This window comes from Stenotrophomonas sp. JC08, from assembly GCF_052180205.1.
Taxonomy (GTDB): domain Bacteria; phylum Pseudomonadota; class Gammaproteobacteria; order Xanthomonadales; family Xanthomonadaceae; genus Stenotrophomonas.
The window spans coordinates 2440841-2460914 of record NZ_CP197473.1 but is presented as its reverse complement, the minus strand read 5'-3'; the positions used below and the strand labels follow the sequence as shown (position 1 = coordinate 2460914).

Below are 20074 nucleotides of genomic sequence, written 5' to 3'. Positions count from 1 at the left end.
CGCTACCCGCCGGTTTGGCGTGTCGCGGCTTTCGCCACCAGGTACTGCTGGACCACAGCTCGGCTCATGCGGGCACCTTCCCGGTCGACCACGCTGAAGTCCACGCCGTTTTCCCACAGTTGCAGGACGTTGAGCACGGCGATGTCCTCGGCCGCGGTGCGGGACTGCAGGTCCAGCAGGTAGCGGTTGAAACCGGCATCGCGCAGCCAGGCCTCGTAGCTTGAGGCGTGGTCGGTGGCGAACTGCATCTGGTAGTGGCATTCCTCGCGCTGCGGCGAGGGGCGGGCGTCGCACTGGGCGTCCCACTGGTGCAGGCCGATCAGCGCGTCCGGTTCCATCTGCCGCTGCGCGGCGGCCGCCCACAGCCCGACGCACATGCTGGCACAGTGCGACTGCACGCGGACAATGAGGTTGCGCCGGCGGATCATCCGCGCCGCTTCCAGTCCCGGCTTGGAGTAGCCGCCACCGCTGGTGATATCGATACGCTGCAGCGACGGGTTGGCGGCCAGTGCCGCCTGCAGGTCGGTGGCGAAATTCCGGCCGATGCCGCCTTCGATGCGCAGTACGGTGCCGTGTCCGTCCACCTGCATGCGCGCGTCATCCACCTGCCTGAGCGTGGTGGATTTCTCACTCTGCACCACCTGTGCCCGCGACCGCGTTTCCATGCCGGGCGAAATCGAGGTGTCCGGCCCGGCAGCGGCAGGCGTTTGTCCGTCAGTGGAGCTTCCCGAGGTCTTTTCACCGATGAACCAGGCCAGCACCAGCAGTGCGCCCGCCACCAGCACCAGCCGGGTCAGCGTGAGTCCGCCGTTGCGTGGTGCGGGCCGGGCACGGATGGGGCGTTCCAGCGGCGGCGGTGTGTGAGCTGGCTCCTGCCCGGTATGCATCCCTTTCCCCTGCGTGGTGCTGGTGATGGCCGGATTCTGTGATGCTGGCCGGCGCGATGGCAAGACGCGGCGATCAGCACTCGATGACGTTGACCGCCAGGCCGCCGCGGCTGGTTTCCTTGTACTTGTCCTGCATGTCGCGGCCGGTGTCGCGCATGGTCTTGATGACCTTGTCCAGCGACACCTTGTGCTTGCCATCACCGCGCACGGCCATGCGTGCGGCATTGATCGCCTTCACCGAACCCATCGCGTTGCGTTCGATGCAGGGAATCTGCACCAGTCCGCCGATCGGATCGCAGGTCAGGCCGAGGTTGTGTTCCATGCCGATCTCGGCGGCGTTCTCGATCTGCCCGGGCTTGCCGCCCAATGCCGCCATCAGCCCGCCGGCAGCCATCGAACAGGCCACGCCGACCTCGCCCTGGCAGCCGACTTCGGCGCCGGAGATCGAGGCGTTTTCCTTGTAGAGGATGCCGATCGCCGCAGCGGTGAGCAGGAAGTCGAAGATTCCCTGCTCGTTGCTGCCCGGGCAGAAGCGGTCGTAGTAGTGCAGCACCGAGGGGATGATGCCGGCCGCACCGTTGGTGGGCGCGGTGACCACGCGGCCGCCGGCGGCGTTCTCCTCGTTGACCGCCAGCGCGTACAGGTTGACCCAGTCCAGCGTGGTCAGCGGATCGCGCATCGCCGCTTCCGGGCGCGCGGACAGCTCGCGGTACAGCGCCGGTGCGCGCCGGCCGACCTTCAGCCCGCCGGGCAGGGTGCCTTCGGAACGGATACCGCGGGTCACGCAGGCCTGCATCGCCTCCCAGATCTCGCGCAGGCCGGCGCGGATATCGTCCTCGCTGCGCCAGCATTTCTCGTTCTCGAACATCATCTGCGCGATACTCAGGCCGCTGCGCGCGGCCTGCGCCAGCAGTTCGTCGCCGCTCTTGAACGGGTAGGGCACCGGCGTCTGGTCGGGCACGATGCGGTCGTCGGCGGCGTCGTCCTCGTTGACCACGAAGCCGCCACCGACGGAGTAGTAATCGCGGGTGGCGATGACCTGGTCGTCGGCGTCGTAGGCGGTGAAGCGCATCCCGTTGGTGTGGTACGGCAGCTTCTGGCGCTTGTTCAGGGCCAGGTCGCGCTTCTCGTCGAAGGCGATCTCATGCTGGCCCATCACGTTGATGCGCTTGCTGGCGCGGATGCGCGCCAGCGTGGCCGGGATGATGTCCGGGTCGATCAGATTCGGGCGGTTGCCTTCCAGCCCCAGCAGCACGGCGGTGTCGGTACCGTGGCCGCGGCCGGTCAGCGCCAGCGAGCCGAAGACTTCGGCGCGGATGCGCACGGTGTCCGGCAGACGGCCCGGATCCAGCAGCCAGCGGTGTACGAAGCGCTCGGCGGCGCGCATCGGACCCACGGTGTGTGACGAACTCGGGCCGATGCCGATCTTGAACAGGTCGAACGTACTGACGGACATGCTGGTTCTGCGTACTGCATGGAAGATGCCCGGTATTCTACGGTCCGATCGCCGCGGCCCTTGCCCGCAGCGCAGCATTTCCGGTGGATGTGATGATGAGTGGATGGGTTCTGTACCAGCGCGATGACTGTCACCTGTGTGACCTTGCGCTGGAGGTGCTGGCGCAGGCGCGGGTGCCGGAGTTCGACAGCGTGTTCATCGACGATGACGCGCAACTGGAGGCGCGTTACGGCACGCGGGTGCCGGTATTCGGTGACGGGACCGGCAGGGAGCTGGACTGGCCTTTCGATGCGGCGACCCTGCAGCAGTGGCTGCAAACGCGTCAGGCGTGATGCATCGGTGCGTGGCGGAAGGTGCCGGCCGGAGTCCGGATGACGCTCCGGTTCCGGTGGCTACCGGTACGGCCCGGGGCCTTGCCAGACCAGCTCGCCCTGCCGGTACACGTTCATCACCATGATGATCTCGCGGGCATCGCCGATGGACTGCAGTTCCGGCGAGTCGGGAGGAAGCAGGCGGCAGCTGCTGGAGCCGCGCCGCAGCGCGACTTCGGCCGGGCAGACCATCAGATAGCGGGTACCCGGCAGCGGAATGGACAGCTCCTTGATGCCCTCGGCCATCCACGCACGCAGCCGGGTTTCGCGCAACAGCTCATAGATGATCTGGTAGCCGCCCACCTGCATGGCCGGCTCTCCCGCAGCCCTGTCGATGTAGGTGCCGCCGCGATCGGCTGGGCCCGGGGAGCGCCCGGCATCGGGTGAGCTCTGGGTGTCGACCCAGCCCGGAGGACGACCGCTCCAGGTCTGCGGGCGGCGCTGGGCGGGCTCGGATGGGGCCGGCGGTGAGGGCGGGGCCGGTTCCGGCGTGGGCGGCTCGCGGTTCTCAACCAGTGCCGGTGCGGCGGGCGGCTCGGCGTACCGGGCCTCGAGCACCGGTTTGCGGGTGTCTTGTCTGGGGCGCGTGGCGGGCCTGGGGACGGGCTTGGGTGTGTCCTGCGGTGGCGTGGTGGGCGGCGTGGGAGCCGGTTCGCCGACGAAATCCACCTTGACCCGGCCACCGCTGGAGGCCCCTTGCGGCGTGCTCACCTGTGGCGGTTGCGAGTGCAGCAGGAGCAGCACCATCAGCACGTGCAGCAATGCGCTCGCCAACGCTGCCGCCCACGGCTGCAGGCGCTCGCTCCACGGCGAAGGTGCACAGGTGCGGGAAAACGCGAGGGTGTTCATGCCGCTGCGGGGGCGAAGGAGGTGCGGGCCCTCATGCGGACGTCATTCCAGATAATCAACGGAAGGCCGGAATGGTAACGCCTGCCGCCGCCCGGTGAACCGCTCGCATGGAACACGCCATGACATGGGCGGGTGCGACGGGCATGGCACGCGGAAAGATGCGCTTGTGCCTGCCGTCACGGCGCTGCCGTGGCTTCCCGGAGACAGAACTTCGTAACGCAGGAAACCGAGCCGGGCTTCAGCGCCGGCTCGGGCTATGATGCGCGTCCCGCCCGGTCCATCCGGCGGCTCCCCACATTCCAATGGAAATGCTGCATGCGCATCCTGCTTGCCCGTCACGGCGAAACGCCGTGGAACGCCGAAGGCCGCTACCAGGGCCAGATCGACATTCCCCTTTCGCCGGTGGGCGAAGCCCAAGCCAAGGCGCTGGGTGAACGGCTGGCGGACATGCAGATCACCCGCGCCGTCGCCTCGCCGCTAAGCCGTGCGCAGGCCACCGCCAAGGCCGCCCTCGGCAGTGCCCGCGAAGCGATGCTGCTGACCGATCCGGACCTGCAGGAAATCGCCCATGGCGAATGGGAAGGCCTGTTGGCCAGCGAGATCAACGACAAGGACCCGGCGCGCCTGCGTGCCTGGCGTGAGGAACCGGACACCGTGCTGATGCCCGGCGGCGAATCGCTGCGGCAGGTGCTGGACCGCAGCTGGCGCGGGCTCACCGCCGCCGCCGAAGGACTCGGCGAAGACGACACGCTGCTGGTGGTCGCCCATGACGCGGTCAACCGGGTGATCCTGTGCAGGATCCTCGGCCTGCCGATCGCCAGGCTGTGGAGCTTCCGCCAGGCACCGACCACGCTGAACCTGCTGGAAGGCCCGGACGTGGAGCACCTGGAAGTGGTGCGCCTGAACGACTGCGCCCACCACACTCCGTTCTTCGGCGAAGCCAAGCACCGCGCGCTGTAATGCGCCGTGTCGTCACCCGCGCCGGCGGGCTGATGGCCTTGCTGCTGGCGTTGCCGTCGGCGGCCCACGCGCAACAGGGAATGGCGGCGGAGTGCCCGCCGTTCTCCGCGACCAGCAACCGTGCGCCGTTTTATCCGATGGAGGAGCTGTGGCGGCTGCTGGATTACACCGTCAACGTGATCATCGAGACCGATGCCTGCGGCCGGGTGCACGATGCGCGTGTGGAGCGGTCCTCGGGCGTGGTGGCATTGGATGCGGTTGCGCTGCAGGCCGCGCGCGGCTGGGTAGTGGCGCCGCAGTACCGGGGGCAGCCCCGCTACCGCCTGCCGTTCGTATTCGACCCCTTGCCTGAGCCGGTGCCGGCACGTACCGGTATCCGCGTGCAGGACCCGTTCTTCGCCGAGCGCAGCACCGGCCAGGTGCCCGCCGGGCTGGGCGATGACGCGGCGGGGGTGGCGGGTTTCCTGGCCGATCCGGTGCCGATCGGTTTCATGCAGATTTCCGAGGCGATCGCGGTGATCGGTCCGCAGGCGGTGTTCCGTCGCTATGGCGATCTGGTCAATTTCTGGCTGCGCGACGAGGAAGGTCTGAGCCTGTTCCAGCTCGACGGCACGATGCTGGTGCGCAATCGCCTGGTCGACAACGGGCAGCACCGGTTTGTGGTCAGCAGCGTGCTGTGCGGGCGCGATCTGGAGGTCTGCCGGCATTCGCTGGCACAGCTGCGCGCAAACCGCACCACGCAGCAGCCGCTGCCGGTGGATGCGCCCACGCCCTGACCGCCAGCAGGCGGGATCGCGGATACCTGCAGGGCGTTGATGGCGCGGTGTCGACGGCGGGTCGGGGCGGACGACGGGCTGTATCATTGCCCCTTTCCTGCGCGCCCCGCGCCGCCTGCCCGATGGCCGGCATCCCGCACGAGCTCCGAGAGTCCTTCGCATGTCTTCCGCACGTCCCGCCACGCTCGAGCAGTGGCTCGCCCATATCGAACAGCAGCACCCGCAGCACATCGCGATGGGGCTGGAGCGTGTGCGTGAGGTCGCCGGGCGCATGGGGCTGGGGCAGCCGGCCGAACGCAGCATCGTGGTCGGCGGCACCAACGGCAAGGGCTCGACGGTGGCCTTCATCGAATCCATCGCCCGTGCCGCCGGCTGGACGGTCGGTGCCTACACTTCGCCGCACCTGCTGGCCTACAACGAGCGCGTGCGCATCAACGGCGTCGATGCCGATGACGCCAGCCTGGTGGCCGGCTTCAATGCGGTCGAGGACGCGCGTGGCGACACGCCGCTGACCTATTTCGAGTACGGCACGCTGTGTGCGCTGTGGGTGTTCGCACAGGCCGGGTTGGACCTGGTGGTGCTGGAAGTCGGCCTGGGCGGGCGGCTGGATGCGGTCAACATCGTCGATGCCGATGTGTCGGTGATCACCACGGTGGACATCGACCACGCCGACTGGCTGGGCAGCGACCGCGAAACCATCGGCACGGAGAAGGCCGGCATCATCCGTGGCTGGAAGCCGGTGATCCTCGGCGAGATCGATCCGCCATCGAGCGTGCTGCGCCGTGCCTATGTGCTGGGCGCCAACGCCATCCGCTTCGGCAGCGACTTCTTCGCCGACGTGATCGATGACGAAAGCTGGTGCTGGCGTGATGTGTCCTGCCGGATCGACCTGCCGCAGCCGGCGCTGTGGGCGCCGGTGCAGCGGACCAATGCCGCTGCCGCCATCGCCGCGCTGCGCGCGCTGGACCGCGACGTGCCGCTGGCCGCGTGGGCGCAGGGCGTGGCTGCCGCGCGGGTGAGCGGGCGCCTGCAGCCGTTCCAGCGCGACGGTGTGGAGGTGCTGGTGGATGTGGGCCACAACCCGCAGGCCGCCGCCGCACTGCTTGCCGCGCTCAAGGCCCGGCCGGCCAGCGGCCGCACCCTGGCGGTCTATGCGGCGTTGTCGGACAAGGATGCGTCGGGCGTTGTCACGGCGTTGCAGGACGAGGTGCAGGCGTGGTTCCTGGCCGGCCTGGACGGTGTGCGCGGGCAGAGCGCCGCGCAGCTGCGTGATCGCCTGCAGGACACCGCGGCGGCGGCCGCGTCACTCTCGGCGGACGTGGAGCAGGCACTGGATGCGGCTCTGGCGCAGGCACGCCCGGGGGACCGCGTGCTGGTGTTCGGTTCCTTCCACACCGTGGCCGAGGCATTGCCGCTGCTCCATTCAGCAGTTTGAAAACGGGACGCGGACAGGACGCCTATAATCGCGGAACATTCCGCCAAGCCGCTTGCACGCCATCTGTGGAAACTCCTCTGAAACAGCGACTGATTGGGGCCATCGTTCTGGTGGCATTGGCCGTGATTTTCCTGCCGATGCTGGTGAAAGGGCCGGCGCCGGACAGCGGCGTGCAGGACGTGCCCCTGAGGGCACCGGCCGCCCCGGCTGAAGGCCAGTTCGAAACCCGCGAATTGCCACTGGTGACACCCTCGCTTCCGGCAGGTGGTGCGCTGGGCATGCCGGCGGCGCAGCCTGAAAACGCCGCTGCGGCAGCCACCGGCAGTGCCTTGCCACCGGCCGCCGCTGCCGGTGATTACGCGGTGAACTTCGGCGCCTATGCCAGCGAGGCCGATGCCGATGCGGTGATCGCGCATCTGCTCAAATCCAACCTGCCCGGTTTCCGCCAGCCCGACACCATCAATGGCCGTCCGGCATGGCGGGTGCGCATCGGCCCCTACATGGACCGCGCGCAGGCCGAGCTGGTACGTCTGGAGGCGGGCAAGGTGCGCAGTGACGTCAACGCGCAGGTAGTGGTGCTCAATGCCGATGCCGCCGCGCCGGCACCGGCCCCCGTCGCCAGTGTTCCTGCCACACAGCCGGTGCGCACCGAAGCGTTGCCGCCGGCCCCGGCCAAGCCGGTGGCGGCAGCACCGAAGCCCGAGCCGAAGCCGGAAGCGCCCAAGCCCGCGCCGGCCAAACCGGTCGCCGCCACGCCCGCTCCGGCCCCGGCGCCCAAGCCGGCTGCGCCTGCCGCCAGTTCGGTGGGGTTTGCGGTGCAGCTGGGCGCGTTCGCGCAGACCGCCGATGCCAATGCGCTGCGTGACAAGGTGCGCGCGGCCGGTTTCAGTGCCTTCGTCGAACAGGTGCGTACCGACAACGGCGTGCTCAGCCGCGTGCGGGTCGGGCCGGTGGCCAGCCGCGCCGACGCCGAGCAGCTCAAGGCCCAGGTCGCCGCCCGTATCGGCATTGCCGGCATGGTCCGCCCGCACCCCTGATGGGCGTTGAACCGACCTGCCGGGTGCCAGGCGCGCTGCGCCGTGCGGGTCGCAGATGATCGACATCCTGTTGCTGTCGGTGATCGGCGTGTCGGCGCTGTTCGGAGTGATGAAAGGCTTCGTCGGCACGGTCATCGGCACGCTGTCGTGGCTGCTGTCGGGCTGGGCCGCGTTCCAGTTCGGTGATCACGCCGCGCACTGGCTGGCCGAAGGTGTGCAGCCGTCGATGACCGATTATCTGGGCGGCTATGTGATGGTGTTCGTCGGTGTGCTGGTGGCCATGCTGCTAGCCGGCATGTTGCTGCGCGGCGCCATCCAGGCTACCCGTCTGACCGGAGCCGACCGCAGCCTGGGGCTCGCTCTGGGCGTGCTGCGTGGCACCTTTTTCTGCTGCGTGCTGATCCTGCTGATGGGGTTCACGCCGCTGCCGCGCGAGGTGGCATGGCAGCAGTCGCGGGTGTTGCCGCTGCTGCTGCCGGGGGCCAGCTGGATGCGCGGGCAGCTGCCGGATTTCTCCATCCCGGAGACGGATCCGGCTGGCTTGCCGGCGGCCGGCGGCGATAAAAATGCGTCGTTGGACTTGGGCAAGCTGCCCATGGCAGGCGATAATGCCGCCTTGAACGAGATGATGAAGGGCGGCGGACTGTCGAAAGTGGTGACCCGGGCGCTGGGTGCCGGTGGTCAATCACCTGATGCAGGCGACCAGGACCCGGCGAAGGCGCTGCCTTCCAATATCGATCCGGCGCAGGTGCGCCCGGGTCACCCCGATCCGGTACGGGTCGAGGCTCCCGGCCAGGCACGGCCCCCTTCACGTTAACCGGGCCACAGCGCCCAGCGGAGATCGCGCAACATGTGTGGCATCGTCGGAATCGTCGGCAACCAGAACGTCGCCGGGCAGCTCTATGACGGCCTGACCGTCCTCCAGCATCGTGGCCAGGACGCGGCCGGCATCGCCACCGCACACGGCACCCGCCTGCGCGTGGAAAAGGCCAACGGGCTGGTGCGCGACGTGTTCGACGAGCGCCGCATGGAAGTGCTGCAGGGCCGCGTCGGCATCGCCCATGTGCGTTACCCGACCGCCGGTTCGGAAGGCACCGACGAGGCGCAGCCGTTCTACGTCAACTCACCTTACGGCATCGCGCTGGCGCACAACGGCAACCTGATCAACACCGAAGCCCTGCGCAAGCAGGTGTTCGAGGCCGACCGCCGCAACATCAACACCGATTCGGACAGCGAAGTGCTGCTGAACGTGTTCGCCTACGAGCTGGACGCGCAGCGCATGCTGACTCCGGAAGCGGCGATCCGTGCGGTGGCCGGTGTGCACCGCCGCTGCCAGGGCGGCTATGCGGTGGTCAGCGTGGTGCTGGGGCTGGGACTGGTGGCGTTCCGCGATCCGCACGGCATCCGCCCGCTGGTGCTGGGCAAGCGCAGCCATGTTGAAGGGGACGAGTACATCGTCGCCTCCGAGTCGGTGGCGCTGGACGTGCTCGGTTACGAGCGCGTGCGCGATGTCGCCCCGGGCGAGGCGCTGGTGATCACCGAGCGCGGCGAGCTGTTTTCCGAGGTCTGCGCGACCACCACGCAGCAGACTCCGTGCATCTTCGAGTACGTGTATTTCGCACGCCCGGATTCGATGATCGACAATGTCTCCGTGCACAAGGCACGCATGCGCATGGGCCAGAAGCTGGGCGAGAAGATCCTGCGCCTGCGCCCGGACCACGACATCGACACCATCATCCCGATACCCGACACCTCGCGCGATGCCGCGCTGGAGATGTCCAACGTGCTCGGCGTGAAGTACCGCGAAGGCTTCGTCAAGAACCGCTACGTCGGCCGCACCTTCATCATGCCGGGGCAGGGCGAACGGGTGAAATCGGTGCGCCGCAAGCTCAACCCGATCCATCTGGAATTCCGCAACCGCGTGGTGCTGCTGGTCGACGACTCGATCGTGCGTGGCACCACCAGCCAGCAGATCGTGCAGATGGCGCGTGACGCCGGGGCGCGCAAGGTGTACCTGGCCAGCGCCGCGCCGCCGGTGCGTTACCCGAACATCTACGGCATCGACATGCCGGCCGCCGAAGAGCTGATCGCGCACGAGCGCAGCATCGAGGACATCGAACGGCACCTGGGCTGCGACTGGCTGGTGTATCAGGACCTGGAAGATCTGGAAGCGGCGGTGCGCGAAGGCAACCCGGAGCTGAAGTCCTTCGACTCGTCCTGCTTCAACGGCGAATACGTCACCGGCATCGAGCCGGGCTACTTCGAGCGCATCCAGCAGCTGCGCTCGGACGACGCCAAGACCCAGCGCCGCGCCTGATCCATGCCGACCGGTGGTGCCACGGCCGCGGAACTGCCTGCGGCGGATGATCTGCTGCAGGCCGCGCAGTTGTGTCTGGCCGAGGCCGACCCGCTGCGCAAGGTCGCGTTGACCCAGCATTTCGCCGCGCGTTTCCGTGCCGGGGGGCTGAAACTGCCGGCGCAGGCGCCTGATCCGCAGCCGATCCGTATGCCGGGGCGGCCACCGCAGCTGGTGCTGGTGCATCCACGCGAGCTGCCGCGGCGCGGGCTCGGTTCAGCGGAAGGACGCGCGGCCTTCATCCACGCCATCGCCCATATCGAACTCAACGCGATCGACCTGGCCTGGGACGCGGTGTACCGCTTCCGTGGCCTGCCGGGCAGCTTTTACGCCGACTGGGTGAGCTGCGCGGACGACGAGTCGCGCCACTTCCTGCTGCTGCGTGAGCGGCTGCTGGCCCATGGCCATGACTACGCCGATTTCCCCGCGCACAACGGCCTGTGGGAAATGTGCGAGAAGACCGCGCACGACGGGCTGGCGCGCATGGCGCTGGTGCCGCGCGTGCTTGAAGCGCGCGGGCTGGATGTGACCCCGGCGATGATCGCCAAGCTGCGTTCGCTCGGCGATGAGGCCACCGCCGACGTGCTGGAGGTGATCCTGCGCGAGGAAGTGGCGCACGTCGCCGCCGGTTCGCGCTGGTACCGCTGGTATTGCGAGCGCGTCGGTGTCGAGCCGCGGGCCCGCTTCAAGGAGCTGTTGCGCGAATACGCCGGCGGCTACCTGCACGGCCCGTTCAATATCGAAGCGCGCCTGCTGGCCGGTTTCGACGAGGACGAGCTGGCCAACCTGGTCGAACAGGCCGGTTGAGTCGCGCTTGGCCGGAGGCGGGCCTTGTCCGTGCCCGGCCGGCGGATCTTGATGGGTTGTGCATGCCTGTTGGGACGATGCGGCATATCGCGATAGGCTGGCGTCCCGATCCGATGACGAGCGTTGCCATGAAATATTCCGCTGTCCTGCTGCTGTTGCCGATGCTGGGGCTGGTGGCCTGCAAGCCGCAGGCCGTGGAGCCGGCCGCATCGGCGGAGACATCACCGGCACCTGCCGCAGAGGTCGCCGCCGTCGATGACTATCCCGCCGTCCTGCAGGCCGCGGGCACCGAGCCGTTCTGGGGCGTGCGCGTGGATGGCGCGGCACTGGCCTACACCACGCCGGACACCCAGCAGAACCCGCGCCACTTCGTGGGCGTGCGCGAGCTGCATGACGGCCTGCTGCGCGTACAGGGCGGTGAAGGCGGAAACGCGTTCCGCCTGACCCTCAAGCGTGAGCCCTGCTCCGACGGCATGTCCGACCTGACCCATCCGTACACCGCCGAATTTGTACTGGGGGCGGAAACCCTCAGGGGCTGTGCGCGTGATCCGGCACTGCCGGTGGAGGCGCCCTGAAACCGCAACGGCAGCCGTGAGGCTGCCGTTCCAGCAATCGGCCACAAGCAGCCGGGGCTCAGCCCAGCGTGTCCAGCGTGAAGCCGTCCGCATCCACGCGCAGCACCGAACCCTGTTCGTACCAGTCCCCCAGCACGATACGGGTACAGGTACGTGTGCCGGTGTCCACGCTGTGGATCGCCGGGCGGTGGGTGTGCCCGTGGATCATGGTGTCCACACCATAACGCTGGAAGGTGGCGACGACTTCGGCCGGTGCCACATCGGTGATGGTCTCGAAGGTGGCCTGGTCGTCCTTCTTCATCTCCGACTGGTGCGCCTGGCTGGCGGCCCGCGCCTGCTGGGCGAAGGCGATGCGGGCTTCCAGTGGCTGTGCCAGGAACTGCGCTTGGAATGCCGGATCGCGGGTCTGCGTGCGGAATGCCTGGTAGGCGGTGTCGTCGGTGCACAGCAGGTCGCCGTGCTGCAACAGCACCGGCTTGCCGTACAGCTCGATCACTGCCGGGTCGGGCAGGATGCGCATGCCGGCGCGGGCGGCGTAGTCATCGCCGACCAGGAAATCGCGGTTGCCACGGATGAAGAACACCGGCACGCCGCTTTCATGCAGCTCGTGCAATGCAGCGGCCACGTCATCGGCGGCGCTGGAGGGGGTGTCATCTCCAATCCAGGCTTCGAACAGATCACCGAGGATATACAGCGCCTCGGCGTGGCGAGCCTGGTTGCGAAGGAAGTCCAGGAACAGCGCGGTGATGGCAGGACGGCTCGGGTCCAGGTGCAGGTCGGAGATAAACAGCGTTGTCATGCGCGGCATTGTAGGACGCGGGCCGCAGCGTAGTGCAAGCCCCGGGGATCAGGCCGGCCATGGCCACAGCTGCAGGGAGGCCACGCCCAGTAGCAGGCCGATGCCGGTCGCCGCCAGCACATCGCTGGGGTAGTGCAGGCCCAGCACCACCCGTGACAGCACCACTCCCGCAGTGAAGGGCAGCAGCAGGGGCGCCAGCCACGGGTAGTACGCCATCGCCACCACGGTGAAGGACACCGCATGCAGGGTGTGCCCGGAGGGGAAGCTGTACTCGTCCAGCGGTGCCACCCAGGCGCGGATGCGCAGGTCGGCGGCGAATGGACGCGGACGCCGGGTCCAGCGCTTGAGGGTTTTGTACAGCGTCAGTGCGACCACCCCGGTCGCGGCCATGTGGATCGACGCCTGCAGGCCGTGCATGCCATCGGCCACCACCAGCGCACCCATCAGCAGATACCAGAACACGCCATCACCGAGCCGGCTCAACACCGAGAACAGCCAGCGGATGCCGCGCCGCCGACCATAGCGGTTGGCCCGTCGGCACCAGCGGACCTCGCGTGCGGCGATGCCGTCAGGCCGCTGCATCGTCATGCTCCCCGGTCCGGCTGGCCAGCGTTTGCAGCAGCGCTTCGAATTCCAATATCACCTGCGCCGGTTGCAGGTGCTGCACCGCGCGGCAGGCATTGGCGCCGAGCAGGGCACGCAATTCATTGTCGGCGGCCAGCTGCAGGGCGGCGCCGATGAAGGCCGCATCGCTGTCCACCGCGATCCCGCTCCGGCCGCTGCGCAGGTGCTCGCGTGCGGCGCCGTAGTTGAAGGCCACGGTCGCCACGCCGCTGGCCATGGCTTCCAGGGTGACGTTGCCGAAGGTCTCGCTGCGGCTGGGAAACAGGAACAGGTCGCTGCTGGCGAAGTGGCGGGCCAGCGCCTCGCCGCGCTGGATGCCGCAGAACAGGAAATCGGGATTGTCGCGCGCCAGTTTCCCGCGCAGCGGACCATCGCCGACCCAGATGAAGCGGGCCGTGGGCCGTAGCTGCTTCAGCCGGCGGAAGGCCCTGACCGCCAGCTCCAGGTTCTTTTCAGCGGCAATACGGCCGACATGGATCACCGCCAGCCCGTCGTCGCCGATGCCCCACTGCCGGCGCAGATGCGGGTCGCGCCGCCGGGGAGCGAACTGGCCGGTATCCACCGCGCGTGCCAGCAGGCGCACCCTGGCAAATCCCTTGTGCTGCAGGAACTGTTGCAGCTCGCGGGTCGGCACCAGCGTGGCCTGGCCCCGGTTGTGGAAGCGTCGCATCCACGCCAGTGCCGCCGGCTGCAGGCGTGCGGCGCCGTAATCGGGCAGGTATTCATCAAACCGGGTATGCAGTCCCGTGGCGACGGGAATGCCCAGCCGCTGCGCACAGCGCAGCGCCGACCAGCCCAGCGGCCCTTCGGTGGCGATGTAGACCGCATCCGGACGCTGCCGCTGCCACTGCCGTGCCAGGGTGAGCGGTGCGGGCAGGCCGAAGCGCAGGCCGGGATAGCGTGGCAGGGCGGCACCACGCACCAGCAGTTCGTGCCCGAGCGCCTGCTCCGCGTGCCGGCGTGGACGCACCAGCTCCACCGCATGGCCGCGGTTGCGCAATCCCTGTTCCAGCCCCTGGACGGTCAGGGCAACGCCGTTGACTTCCGGCGGATAGGTCTCGGTGACGATGGCAAAGCGCATGGCAGCCTCCCGGTTTTACCCGGAGGATGCCGGCGCTTCATGGCGGAAACGTGTCGCCCGGATGCCGCCGGTGTGACAGCAGCCGGACTCTCAGGTGACGAACGGGTGGAAGCGGATGCCCAGCCCGGTCATGCCGTCCACTTCGCCGGCCAGGTCGGCGCGCAACAGTGGCCGTGCATCGATGTAGGCCTGGTCCAGGATCAGGCTGAGCTGGTTGCCATCGGCGGCCAGTTCCAGCGTCGGGATCGGGTCGGACTCGTGGGCACGGTGCAGCAGCACGGCGATGCGCAGCAGCGCCGCCAGACGGCGCGCGGTCGTCAGCAGGCGGTCGGGCAGCACGTCGAACACGGTCTTGGGGACGTTGCGGCGGTGGGTGCGAACCAGTGCCGCCAGGAACTGCTGCTCCTGCCGCGAGAAGCCGGCGATGTCCGAGTTGGCCAGAACATAGCTGCCATGGGTGTGATAGCCGCTGTGGGCGATGGCCAGGCCGATCTCATGCAGGTGCGCGGCCCATCCCAGCATCTGCGCATCGTCCGGGTCCAGGTTCCATCCACCCATCACCTGCTCGAACAGGCGCTGGGCGGTGGCACTGACGCGGCCGGCCTGCACCGGGTCGATGCCGTAGCGGTGCATCAGCGCGGCGACCGATTCATCGCGCATGTCGTTCTCGCTGGCACGGCCGACGATGTCGTAGAGGATGCCTTCGCGCATCGCCGCCTTGCTGACGTGCAGCTTCTGCAGGCCCAGCGCCTGGAAGGCGGCTTCCAGCACCAGCACGCCGCCGGCGAAGATCGGGCGGCGCTCGTTGGACAGCGTGGGCAGGTCGATATCGTCGATGTGCTTGGCGCGCAGCAGCGCATCGCGCAGTTGCGGCAGGGCCTCGGCGGTGATCGCGCCCTTGCTCAGCTTCATCGCCGCGCAGATGTCGCTGATGGCCTTGTGCGTGCCGGACGAGCCCAGCGCCTCGTTCCAGCCGAGGGTGCGGTACTTGACGGCGATCGGCTGGAAATCGGCACCGATCTCGGTCAATGCATCCTTCCAGCGCTTGCGGCTCAGTTTTCCATCAGGGAAAAAACGGTGGGTGCTGGCGATGCAGCCGGCCTGCAGGCTTTCCCGTTCAAGGGTTTCAAAACCGCGGCCGATGATGAACTCGCTGGAGCCGCCGCCGATGTCGATCACCAGCCGTTGCTGGCCCGGATGCGGAGGTTGCGCATGGGCGACCCCCAGATAGATCAGGCGCGCTTCCTCGCGTCCGCTGACCACTTCGATAGGATGACCCAGCGCGGTTTCCGCCGGCATCAGGAAGGCCAGCGGCGAGCGCAGCTGACGCACGGTATTGGTGGCCAGCGCGCGCACCCGCAGCGGCGGGATGTCGCGGATGCGCTGGCCGAAGCGCGCCAGACACTCCAGTGCGCGTTGCCGGGCGTCGGCGCTGAGGCCGCCCCTGCCATCCAGACCATCGGCCATGCGCACGCTTTCACGCAGGCGGTCGACCACACGCAACTGCCCCAGCACATAACGGGCGATCACCATATGGAAGCTGTTGGAGCCCAGGTCGATGGCGGCCAGCAGGTCGCCTTCCTGCAGGGGCGGAAGTGTCGTTGAGGACAATGGCATGGCGGAATTGTAAGGGCAGGCGCGGGCAAGGAGGGGGAACGGGCGGGCTGGCGTCCATCACAGGCCGAAGAGGAACAGCCGGCAGGCCTGCCAGGGCAGCTCAACGGCTTGTGGCGCACCCGCTTGCCGGGAGCCCGCCCGGGTACGGCCAGCGGGCCCGGTTCATTCCCATTTCAGCGCTTCTCACAGAGCGTCGAGCAGTGCCTGCTGCGCAGAGTGCGGCGGCTGGCCCGGTTGCGGCGTGCACTTGTGGTAGCGGCCGTCGGCCTGCAACTCCCAGGCGTTGAGGTTGTCATCCAGATAGTTCTGCAGGGTTTCGCGCTGTACCCGCTGGGCGATGTCGGGTGAGAGGATCGGGAAGCAGGTCTCCACACGGCGCAGCAGGTTGCGCTCCAACCAGTCGGCGCTGGCGCAGAACAGCTCCGGCGCGCCGTTGTTGCCGAACCAGTAGACGCGGCTGTGCTCGAGGAAGCGGCCGACGATCGAGCGCACGCGGATGTTGTCCGATACGCCCTCCACGCCGGGGCGCAGGGTGCAGGCGCCGCGCACGATCAGGTCGATCTGCACGCCTGCCTGCGAGGCGGCGTAGAGGGTGCGGATCATCTGGGGTTCGTTGAGTGCGTTCATCTTGGCGATGATGCGCGCCGGCTTGCCTTCACGGGCGAGCCGGGTTTCGCGTTCGATGCGCTTGAGCAGGCCCGGGTGCAGGGTGAAGGGCGATTGCAGCAGGCGCTTGAGCTTCATCTTCGGCGCCAGCCCGGACAGCTGCTGGAACAGCAGGTGCACATCGTTGCCGATGTCCGGATCGGCGGTGATCAGGCTCAGGTCGGTGTACGCGCGCGCGGTACCGCTGTGGTAGTTGCCGGTGCCCAGGTGCACGTAGCGGCGCAGCTTGCGGCCTTCACGGCGCACGATCAGCAGCATCTTGGCGTGGGTCTTGTAGCCGACCACGCCGTAGACCACCTGCACGCCGGCATCCTGCAGGCGGTCGGCCAGACCGAGGTTGGCCTCCTCGTCGAAGCGTGCGCGCAGCTCCACCACCACGGTCACGTCCTTGCCGTTGCGCGCGGCCAGGATCAGCGCTTCGACGATCCCCGAGTCCTTGCCGGTGCGGTACAGCGTCTGCTTGATCGCCAGCACGTTCGGGTCGGTCGCCGCTTCGCGGATCAGCTCCAGCACGGTGCTGAACGAATCGAACGGGTGGTGCAGCAGGATGTCGCTGCGCGCGGCGCGCTCGAAAATGCCCTCGGCGGTCTTGAGCACGCGCGGGGTCATCGGCGGGTATTTCAGGTCCGGCCGCTGCACCAGGTCATAGACCTGGATCACGCGGTTGAGGTTGACCGAGCCGTCGATACGGTAGGCCGCGTTCTCGGACAGGCCGAAGTTCTGCAGCAGTGTCTGCACGATCGGCTTGGGGCAGTCGTGGGCGATCTCCAGCCGCACCGCCGGCCGGTAGCCACGGTCGGCCAGCTCATCACGCAGCGCCAGCGCCAGGTTCTCCACTTCCTCCTCGTCCACCACCAGCTCGGAATTGCGGGTGACGCGGAACTGGTAGGCGCCGAGCACCTCCATGCCGGGGAACAGCTCCTCGACGAAGGTCGACAGCACCGCCGAGAGCAGTACGAAATCGTGCGAGCCGCCCAGTGCGCGCGGCAGCTGGATGATGCGTGACAGCGAACGCGGCGCGCGCACCAGTGCCAGGTGGCCGGTGCGGCCGAAGGCGTCGGTGCCCTTTAGCACGACGACGATGTTCAGCGATTTGTTGAGGATCTTCGGGAACGGATGCGACGGGTCCAGCCCCAGCGGCGACAGTACCGGCATGATCTCGCTGCGGAAGTACGCCCGCAGCCAGCGGCGCTGGCGGGTTGTCCAGTTCGAGGAGGACAGGATGCCGACACCGGCATCGGCCAGTGCCGAGCGCAGGGTCTCGTTCCAGCAGCGGTACTGCAGGTCCACCAGCTCGGCGGCGCGGACATGGATGGCCGCCAGGATTTCCTGCGGGCTCAGGCCGTCCGGGGCCGGCGGCAGGCCGAATTCCTGCGCGTGGCGCACGGCCGCGGCACGGATCTCGAAGAACTCGTCCAGGTTGGTGCAGGAGATGCACAGGAAGCGCAGCCGTTCCAGCAGCGGCACCTGCTCGTCCATCGCCTGTGCCAGCACGCGGAAGTTGAAGTCCAGCTGCGACAGCTCCCGGTTGATGTACAGCGTCGGATCACGCAGCGGATCGGGGCTGCTGCACGGGGACGGAACGGAGGGCGTTGAAGGGGTCATGCCGGGGAGTCTTCGCTGGACGAGATCGAAAGGAGGGGAGCACGCGGGCGCACATGCCCGGCGTCGAAATGGCAGGAAAACGTGCTGCCGATGCCGACTTCGCTGCGGATTTCCAGGCGTGCCTGGTGCAGGCCGAGGATGTGCTTGACGATGGACAGGCCCAGACCGGTACCACCGCTCTCACGTGAGCGGCTGCTGGAGACACGGTAGAAGCGCTCGGTGAGGCGCGGCAGGTGCGTGGCGGGAATGCCGTAGCCGCTGTCGGTCACCGACAATACCGCACCGTTGCCTTCACGCTCGAAAACGAGGTGGATGCGACCACCCGCCGGGGTGTAGCGCACCGCATTGGTCAGCAGGTTGGAGAAGGCGCTGTGCAGTTCCTTGTTGGAACCGGCCAGATCCAGATCGGCGCGATCCTCGACGGTGATGGTGTGGCGGCCCTGGCTGTGGGCCTCGGCTTCGCGCCGCAGCGAAGCCAGCATCGAGGCCATGCCCACGGCTTCCAGCTCGGTATGCTGCTGCGATTCCAGCCGCGACAGCGTCAGCAGGTCTTCCACTAGCTGTGCCATGCGCTGTGACTGCTTGCGCATCTCCACCAGCATCGGCCCGGTGTCGGGGAAGTCCTCCGGCTCCATCATGTCCAGATAGCCGTGTACCACGGTCAACGGGGTGCGCAGCTCATGCGAGACATTGGCGACGAAGTCGCGGCGGACCTGTTCCAGATGCAGCAGCTTGGTGACGTCGCGGGCGACCAGCAGCCAGTGGTGGTCCGAATAGGGAATCAGCCGCAGGTGCAGGCGGATGCCCGGGTCGACCGGCGAGTTCGCATCCAGGATCGGTTCGGCGTTGCGTCCGCCCGCCAGCCAGTGCGCCAGCGGCAGCGGCTGCAGGCGCTCGACCAGCGGCGCATCCATATCGGCCGGGTGGCGCAGGCCCAGCAACGTGGTGGCCGCTTCGTTGAACCACTGCACGCGCTGGGTGTTGCGGTCCACCACCACCACCGCATCGGGCAGCGCGGTGGCGGCGGCACGGTAGCTGCGCAGCATCTCCACCAGCCGGCGCTTGCGTGCGCGCATCTCCTGCTGGTTGCGGTAGAGCAGGCGGTCCAGCTCGTTCCAGACGCCGTTGCCCGGGGAGGTTTCCCAGCGGCGGCGCGCGGTCAGGTGCAGCAGCACCCGCCGCAGGCGCCAGTAGTGCCAGACCAGGATGCCCAGCGCGGCCAGTGCCAATGCCAGGCCGGTATGGTCCAGCAGGGCGCCGATCAACCCGGCCAGCAACAGCAGCGCGGCCAGGGTGGCCAGCGTCTTCAACCAAGCGGAGCGGAATTGGCGGGGCATTGCGTTCTCGGGTGATGCGGAGGATCCGTCGGGTGAATGCCGCGTGCGGTATCCGCCGGTTCAGGTCGAAGCCGAGAAGCGGTAACCGGCGCCGCGCACGGTCTGCACCATGTTCTCCGCGCCGAACGGTTCCAGCGTCTTGCGCAGGCGGCGGATATGCACGTCGATGGTGCGCTCCTCCACATACACGCTGCCACCCCAGACATGGTCGAGCAACTGCGAGCGGCTGTAGACCCGCTCGGGGTGGGTCATGAAGAAGTGCAACAGGCGGTATTCGGTCGGCCCGATCGACACCGGGGTGTCGCCGGCGAACACGCGGTGGGCGGCGCCGTCGATGCGGATCGGCCCCACCGCGACGCTGCCATCCTCGTCGTCGTCGCGGGTGCGGCGCATCACCGCGCGGATGCGTGCCAGCAGCTCGCGCGCCGAGAACGGCTTGACCACATAGTCGTCGACGCCGGCCTCCAGCCCGCCCACGCGGTCGTTCTCCTCGCCGCGCGCGGTGAGCATGATGATCGGCACCTCGCGGGTCAGGTTCTCCTTGCGCCAGCGTCGTGCCAGCTCCAGGCCGCTGGTGCCGGGCAGCATCCAGTCCAGCAGGATCATGTCCGGTACCCGGTCGGCGATGGCGGTCTGCGCTTCCAGCGCGTCACCGGCATGCACGGGTTCATAGTCGCCCTTGCGCAGGGCGAAGGCGACCATGTCGCGGATCGCGGGTTCATCATCGACGATCAGGATACGTTTCTGCACGAGTATCTACCGTAGCGCCCATCAGACTGGAGTGTGCCCAGTAGACTACGGTTTGATGACGCCTTTGTGACACCGCCGCGCGCTGG

At 68.1% G+C, this 20074-nt stretch carries 19 protein-coding genes; 9 read left to right on the top strand and 10 right to left on the bottom strand.

What is annotated here, in order from left to right; translation table 11 throughout:
• Positions 1–2 precede the first annotated feature (2 nt).
• Both ACSBPQ_RS11350 and ACSBPQ_RS11345 read right to left on the bottom strand, forming a co-directional pair.
• The gene (locus tag ACSBPQ_RS11350; protein WP_442682247.1) at positions 3–887 is read right to left on the bottom strand and encodes a hypothetical protein; all 885 of its coding nucleotides are present in this window, start codon (positions 885–887) and stop codon (positions 3–5) included.
• Between the two features lie 73 nt (positions 888–960).
• Positions 961–2343, bottom strand: coding sequence for an L-serine ammonia-lyase (locus ACSBPQ_RS11345; protein WP_442682246.1), 1383 nt, complete (start codon positions 2341–2343; stop codon positions 961–963).
• Positions 2344–2438: 95 nt separating this feature from the next.
• Here ACSBPQ_RS11345 and ACSBPQ_RS11340 point away from each other — a divergent pair, with 95 nt between their 5' ends.
• Positions 2439–2675 carry a glutaredoxin family protein gene (locus ACSBPQ_RS11340; protein WP_442682245.1) on the top strand — a complete coding sequence of 79 codons (237 nt, stop codon included), beginning with the start codon at positions 2439–2441 and terminating at the stop codon, positions 2673–2675.
• Between the two features lie 60 nt (positions 2676–2735).
• On the opposite strand, the gene ACSBPQ_RS11335 is transcribed toward ACSBPQ_RS11340, so the two are convergent.
• Positions 2736–3563 (bottom strand): type II toxin-antitoxin system RelE/ParE family toxin, encoded by an 828-nt coding sequence (locus ACSBPQ_RS11335; RefSeq protein WP_442682244.1) that lies wholly within the window; start codon positions 3561–3563, stop codon positions 2736–2738.
• A 315-nt stretch (positions 3564–3878) separates the two neighbouring features.
• Here ACSBPQ_RS11335 and ACSBPQ_RS11330 point away from each other — a divergent pair, with 315 nt between their 5' ends.
• The 8 genes from ACSBPQ_RS11330 (at position 3879) to ACSBPQ_RS11295 (ending at position 11509) form a co-directional block, all read left to right on the top strand.
• Positions 3879–4523: a histidine phosphatase family protein gene (locus ACSBPQ_RS11330; RefSeq protein ID WP_442682243.1), complete on the top strand. Its 645-nt coding sequence runs from the start codon at positions 3879–3881 to the stop codon at positions 4521–4523.
• Entirely contained in the window at positions 4523–5299 is a 777-nt protein-coding gene (locus tag ACSBPQ_RS11325) for an energy transducer TonB family protein (RefSeq protein WP_442682242.1), read from the top strand. The genes ACSBPQ_RS11330 and ACSBPQ_RS11325 overlap by 1 nt, the downstream gene beginning before the upstream one ends.
• 160 nt (positions 5300–5459) lie before the next feature.
• The gene (gene folC, locus ACSBPQ_RS11320; protein WP_442682241.1) at positions 5460–6734 is read left to right on the top strand and encodes a bifunctional tetrahydrofolate synthase/dihydrofolate synthase; all 1275 of its coding nucleotides are present in this window, start codon (positions 5460–5462) and stop codon (positions 6732–6734) included.
• 65 nt (positions 6735–6799) lie between these two features.
• On the top strand, positions 6800–7771 hold the full coding sequence (locus ACSBPQ_RS11315; RefSeq protein ID WP_442682240.1) for an SPOR domain-containing protein: 972 nt from the start codon (positions 6800–6802) through the stop codon (positions 7769–7771).
• A gap of 55 nt (positions 7772–7826) precedes the next feature.
• Entirely contained in the window at positions 7827–8588 is a 762-nt protein-coding gene (locus ACSBPQ_RS11310; RefSeq protein ID WP_442682239.1) for a CvpA family protein, read from the top strand.
• A 33-nt stretch (positions 8589–8621) separates the two neighbouring features.
• Positions 8622–10088 carry an amidophosphoribosyltransferase gene (purF, locus tag ACSBPQ_RS11305; protein ID WP_442682238.1) on the top strand — a complete coding sequence of 489 codons (1467 nt, stop codon included), beginning with the start codon at positions 8622–8624 and terminating at the stop codon, positions 10086–10088.
• A gap of 3 nt (positions 10089–10091) precedes the next feature.
• Positions 10092–10934 (top strand): ferritin-like domain-containing protein, encoded by an 843-nt coding sequence (locus ACSBPQ_RS11300; protein WP_442682237.1) that lies wholly within the window; start codon positions 10092–10094, stop codon positions 10932–10934.
• Positions 10935–11062: 128 nt separating this feature from the next.
• Entirely contained in the window at positions 11063–11509 is a 447-nt protein-coding gene (locus tag ACSBPQ_RS11295) for a COG3650 family protein (RefSeq protein ID WP_442682236.1), read from the top strand.
• Positions 11510–11567: 58 nt separating this feature from the next.
• On the opposite strand, the gene lpxH is transcribed toward ACSBPQ_RS11295, so the two are convergent.
• The 7 genes from lpxH to phoB form a co-directional block, all read right to left on the bottom strand.
• Positions 11568–12308: a UDP-2,3-diacylglucosamine diphosphatase gene (gene lpxH, locus ACSBPQ_RS11290; protein WP_442682235.1), complete on the bottom strand. Its 741-nt coding sequence runs from the start codon at positions 12306–12308 to the stop codon at positions 11568–11570.
• A gap of 48 nt (positions 12309–12356) precedes the next feature.
• Entirely contained in the window at positions 12357–12890 is a 534-nt protein-coding gene (locus ACSBPQ_RS11285) for a phosphatase PAP2 family protein (RefSeq protein ID WP_442682234.1), read from the bottom strand.
• Positions 12877–14013 (bottom strand): glycosyltransferase family 4 protein, encoded by a 1137-nt coding sequence (locus ACSBPQ_RS11280; RefSeq protein WP_442682233.1) that lies wholly within the window; start codon positions 14011–14013, stop codon positions 12877–12879. Before ACSBPQ_RS11280 ends, ACSBPQ_RS11285 begins: the two co-directional genes overlap by 14 nt.
• A gap of 90 nt (positions 14014–14103) precedes the next feature.
• Positions 14104–15624 carry an exopolyphosphatase gene (gene ppx / locus ACSBPQ_RS11275; RefSeq protein WP_442684572.1) on the bottom strand — a complete coding sequence of 507 codons (1521 nt, stop codon included), beginning with the start codon at positions 15622–15624 and terminating at the stop codon, positions 14104–14106.
• A 189-nt stretch (positions 15625–15813) separates the two neighbouring features.
• Complete coding sequence (gene ppk1 / locus ACSBPQ_RS11270) at positions 15814–17901, bottom strand: polyphosphate kinase 1 (RefSeq protein WP_442682232.1); 2088 nt, start codon at positions 17899–17901, stop codon at positions 15814–15816.
• Complete coding sequence (gene phoR, locus ACSBPQ_RS11265) at positions 17898–19238, bottom strand: phosphate regulon sensor histidine kinase PhoR (protein ID WP_442682231.1); 1341 nt, start codon at positions 19236–19238, stop codon at positions 17898–17900. Before phoR ends, ppk1 begins: the two co-directional genes overlap by 4 nt.
• Positions 19239–19298: 60 nt before the next feature.
• Positions 19299–19988 (bottom strand): phosphate regulon transcriptional regulator PhoB, encoded by a 690-nt coding sequence (phoB, locus tag ACSBPQ_RS11260; RefSeq protein ID WP_442682230.1) that lies wholly within the window; start codon positions 19986–19988, stop codon positions 19299–19301.
• Positions 19989–20074 lie beyond the last annotated feature (86 nt).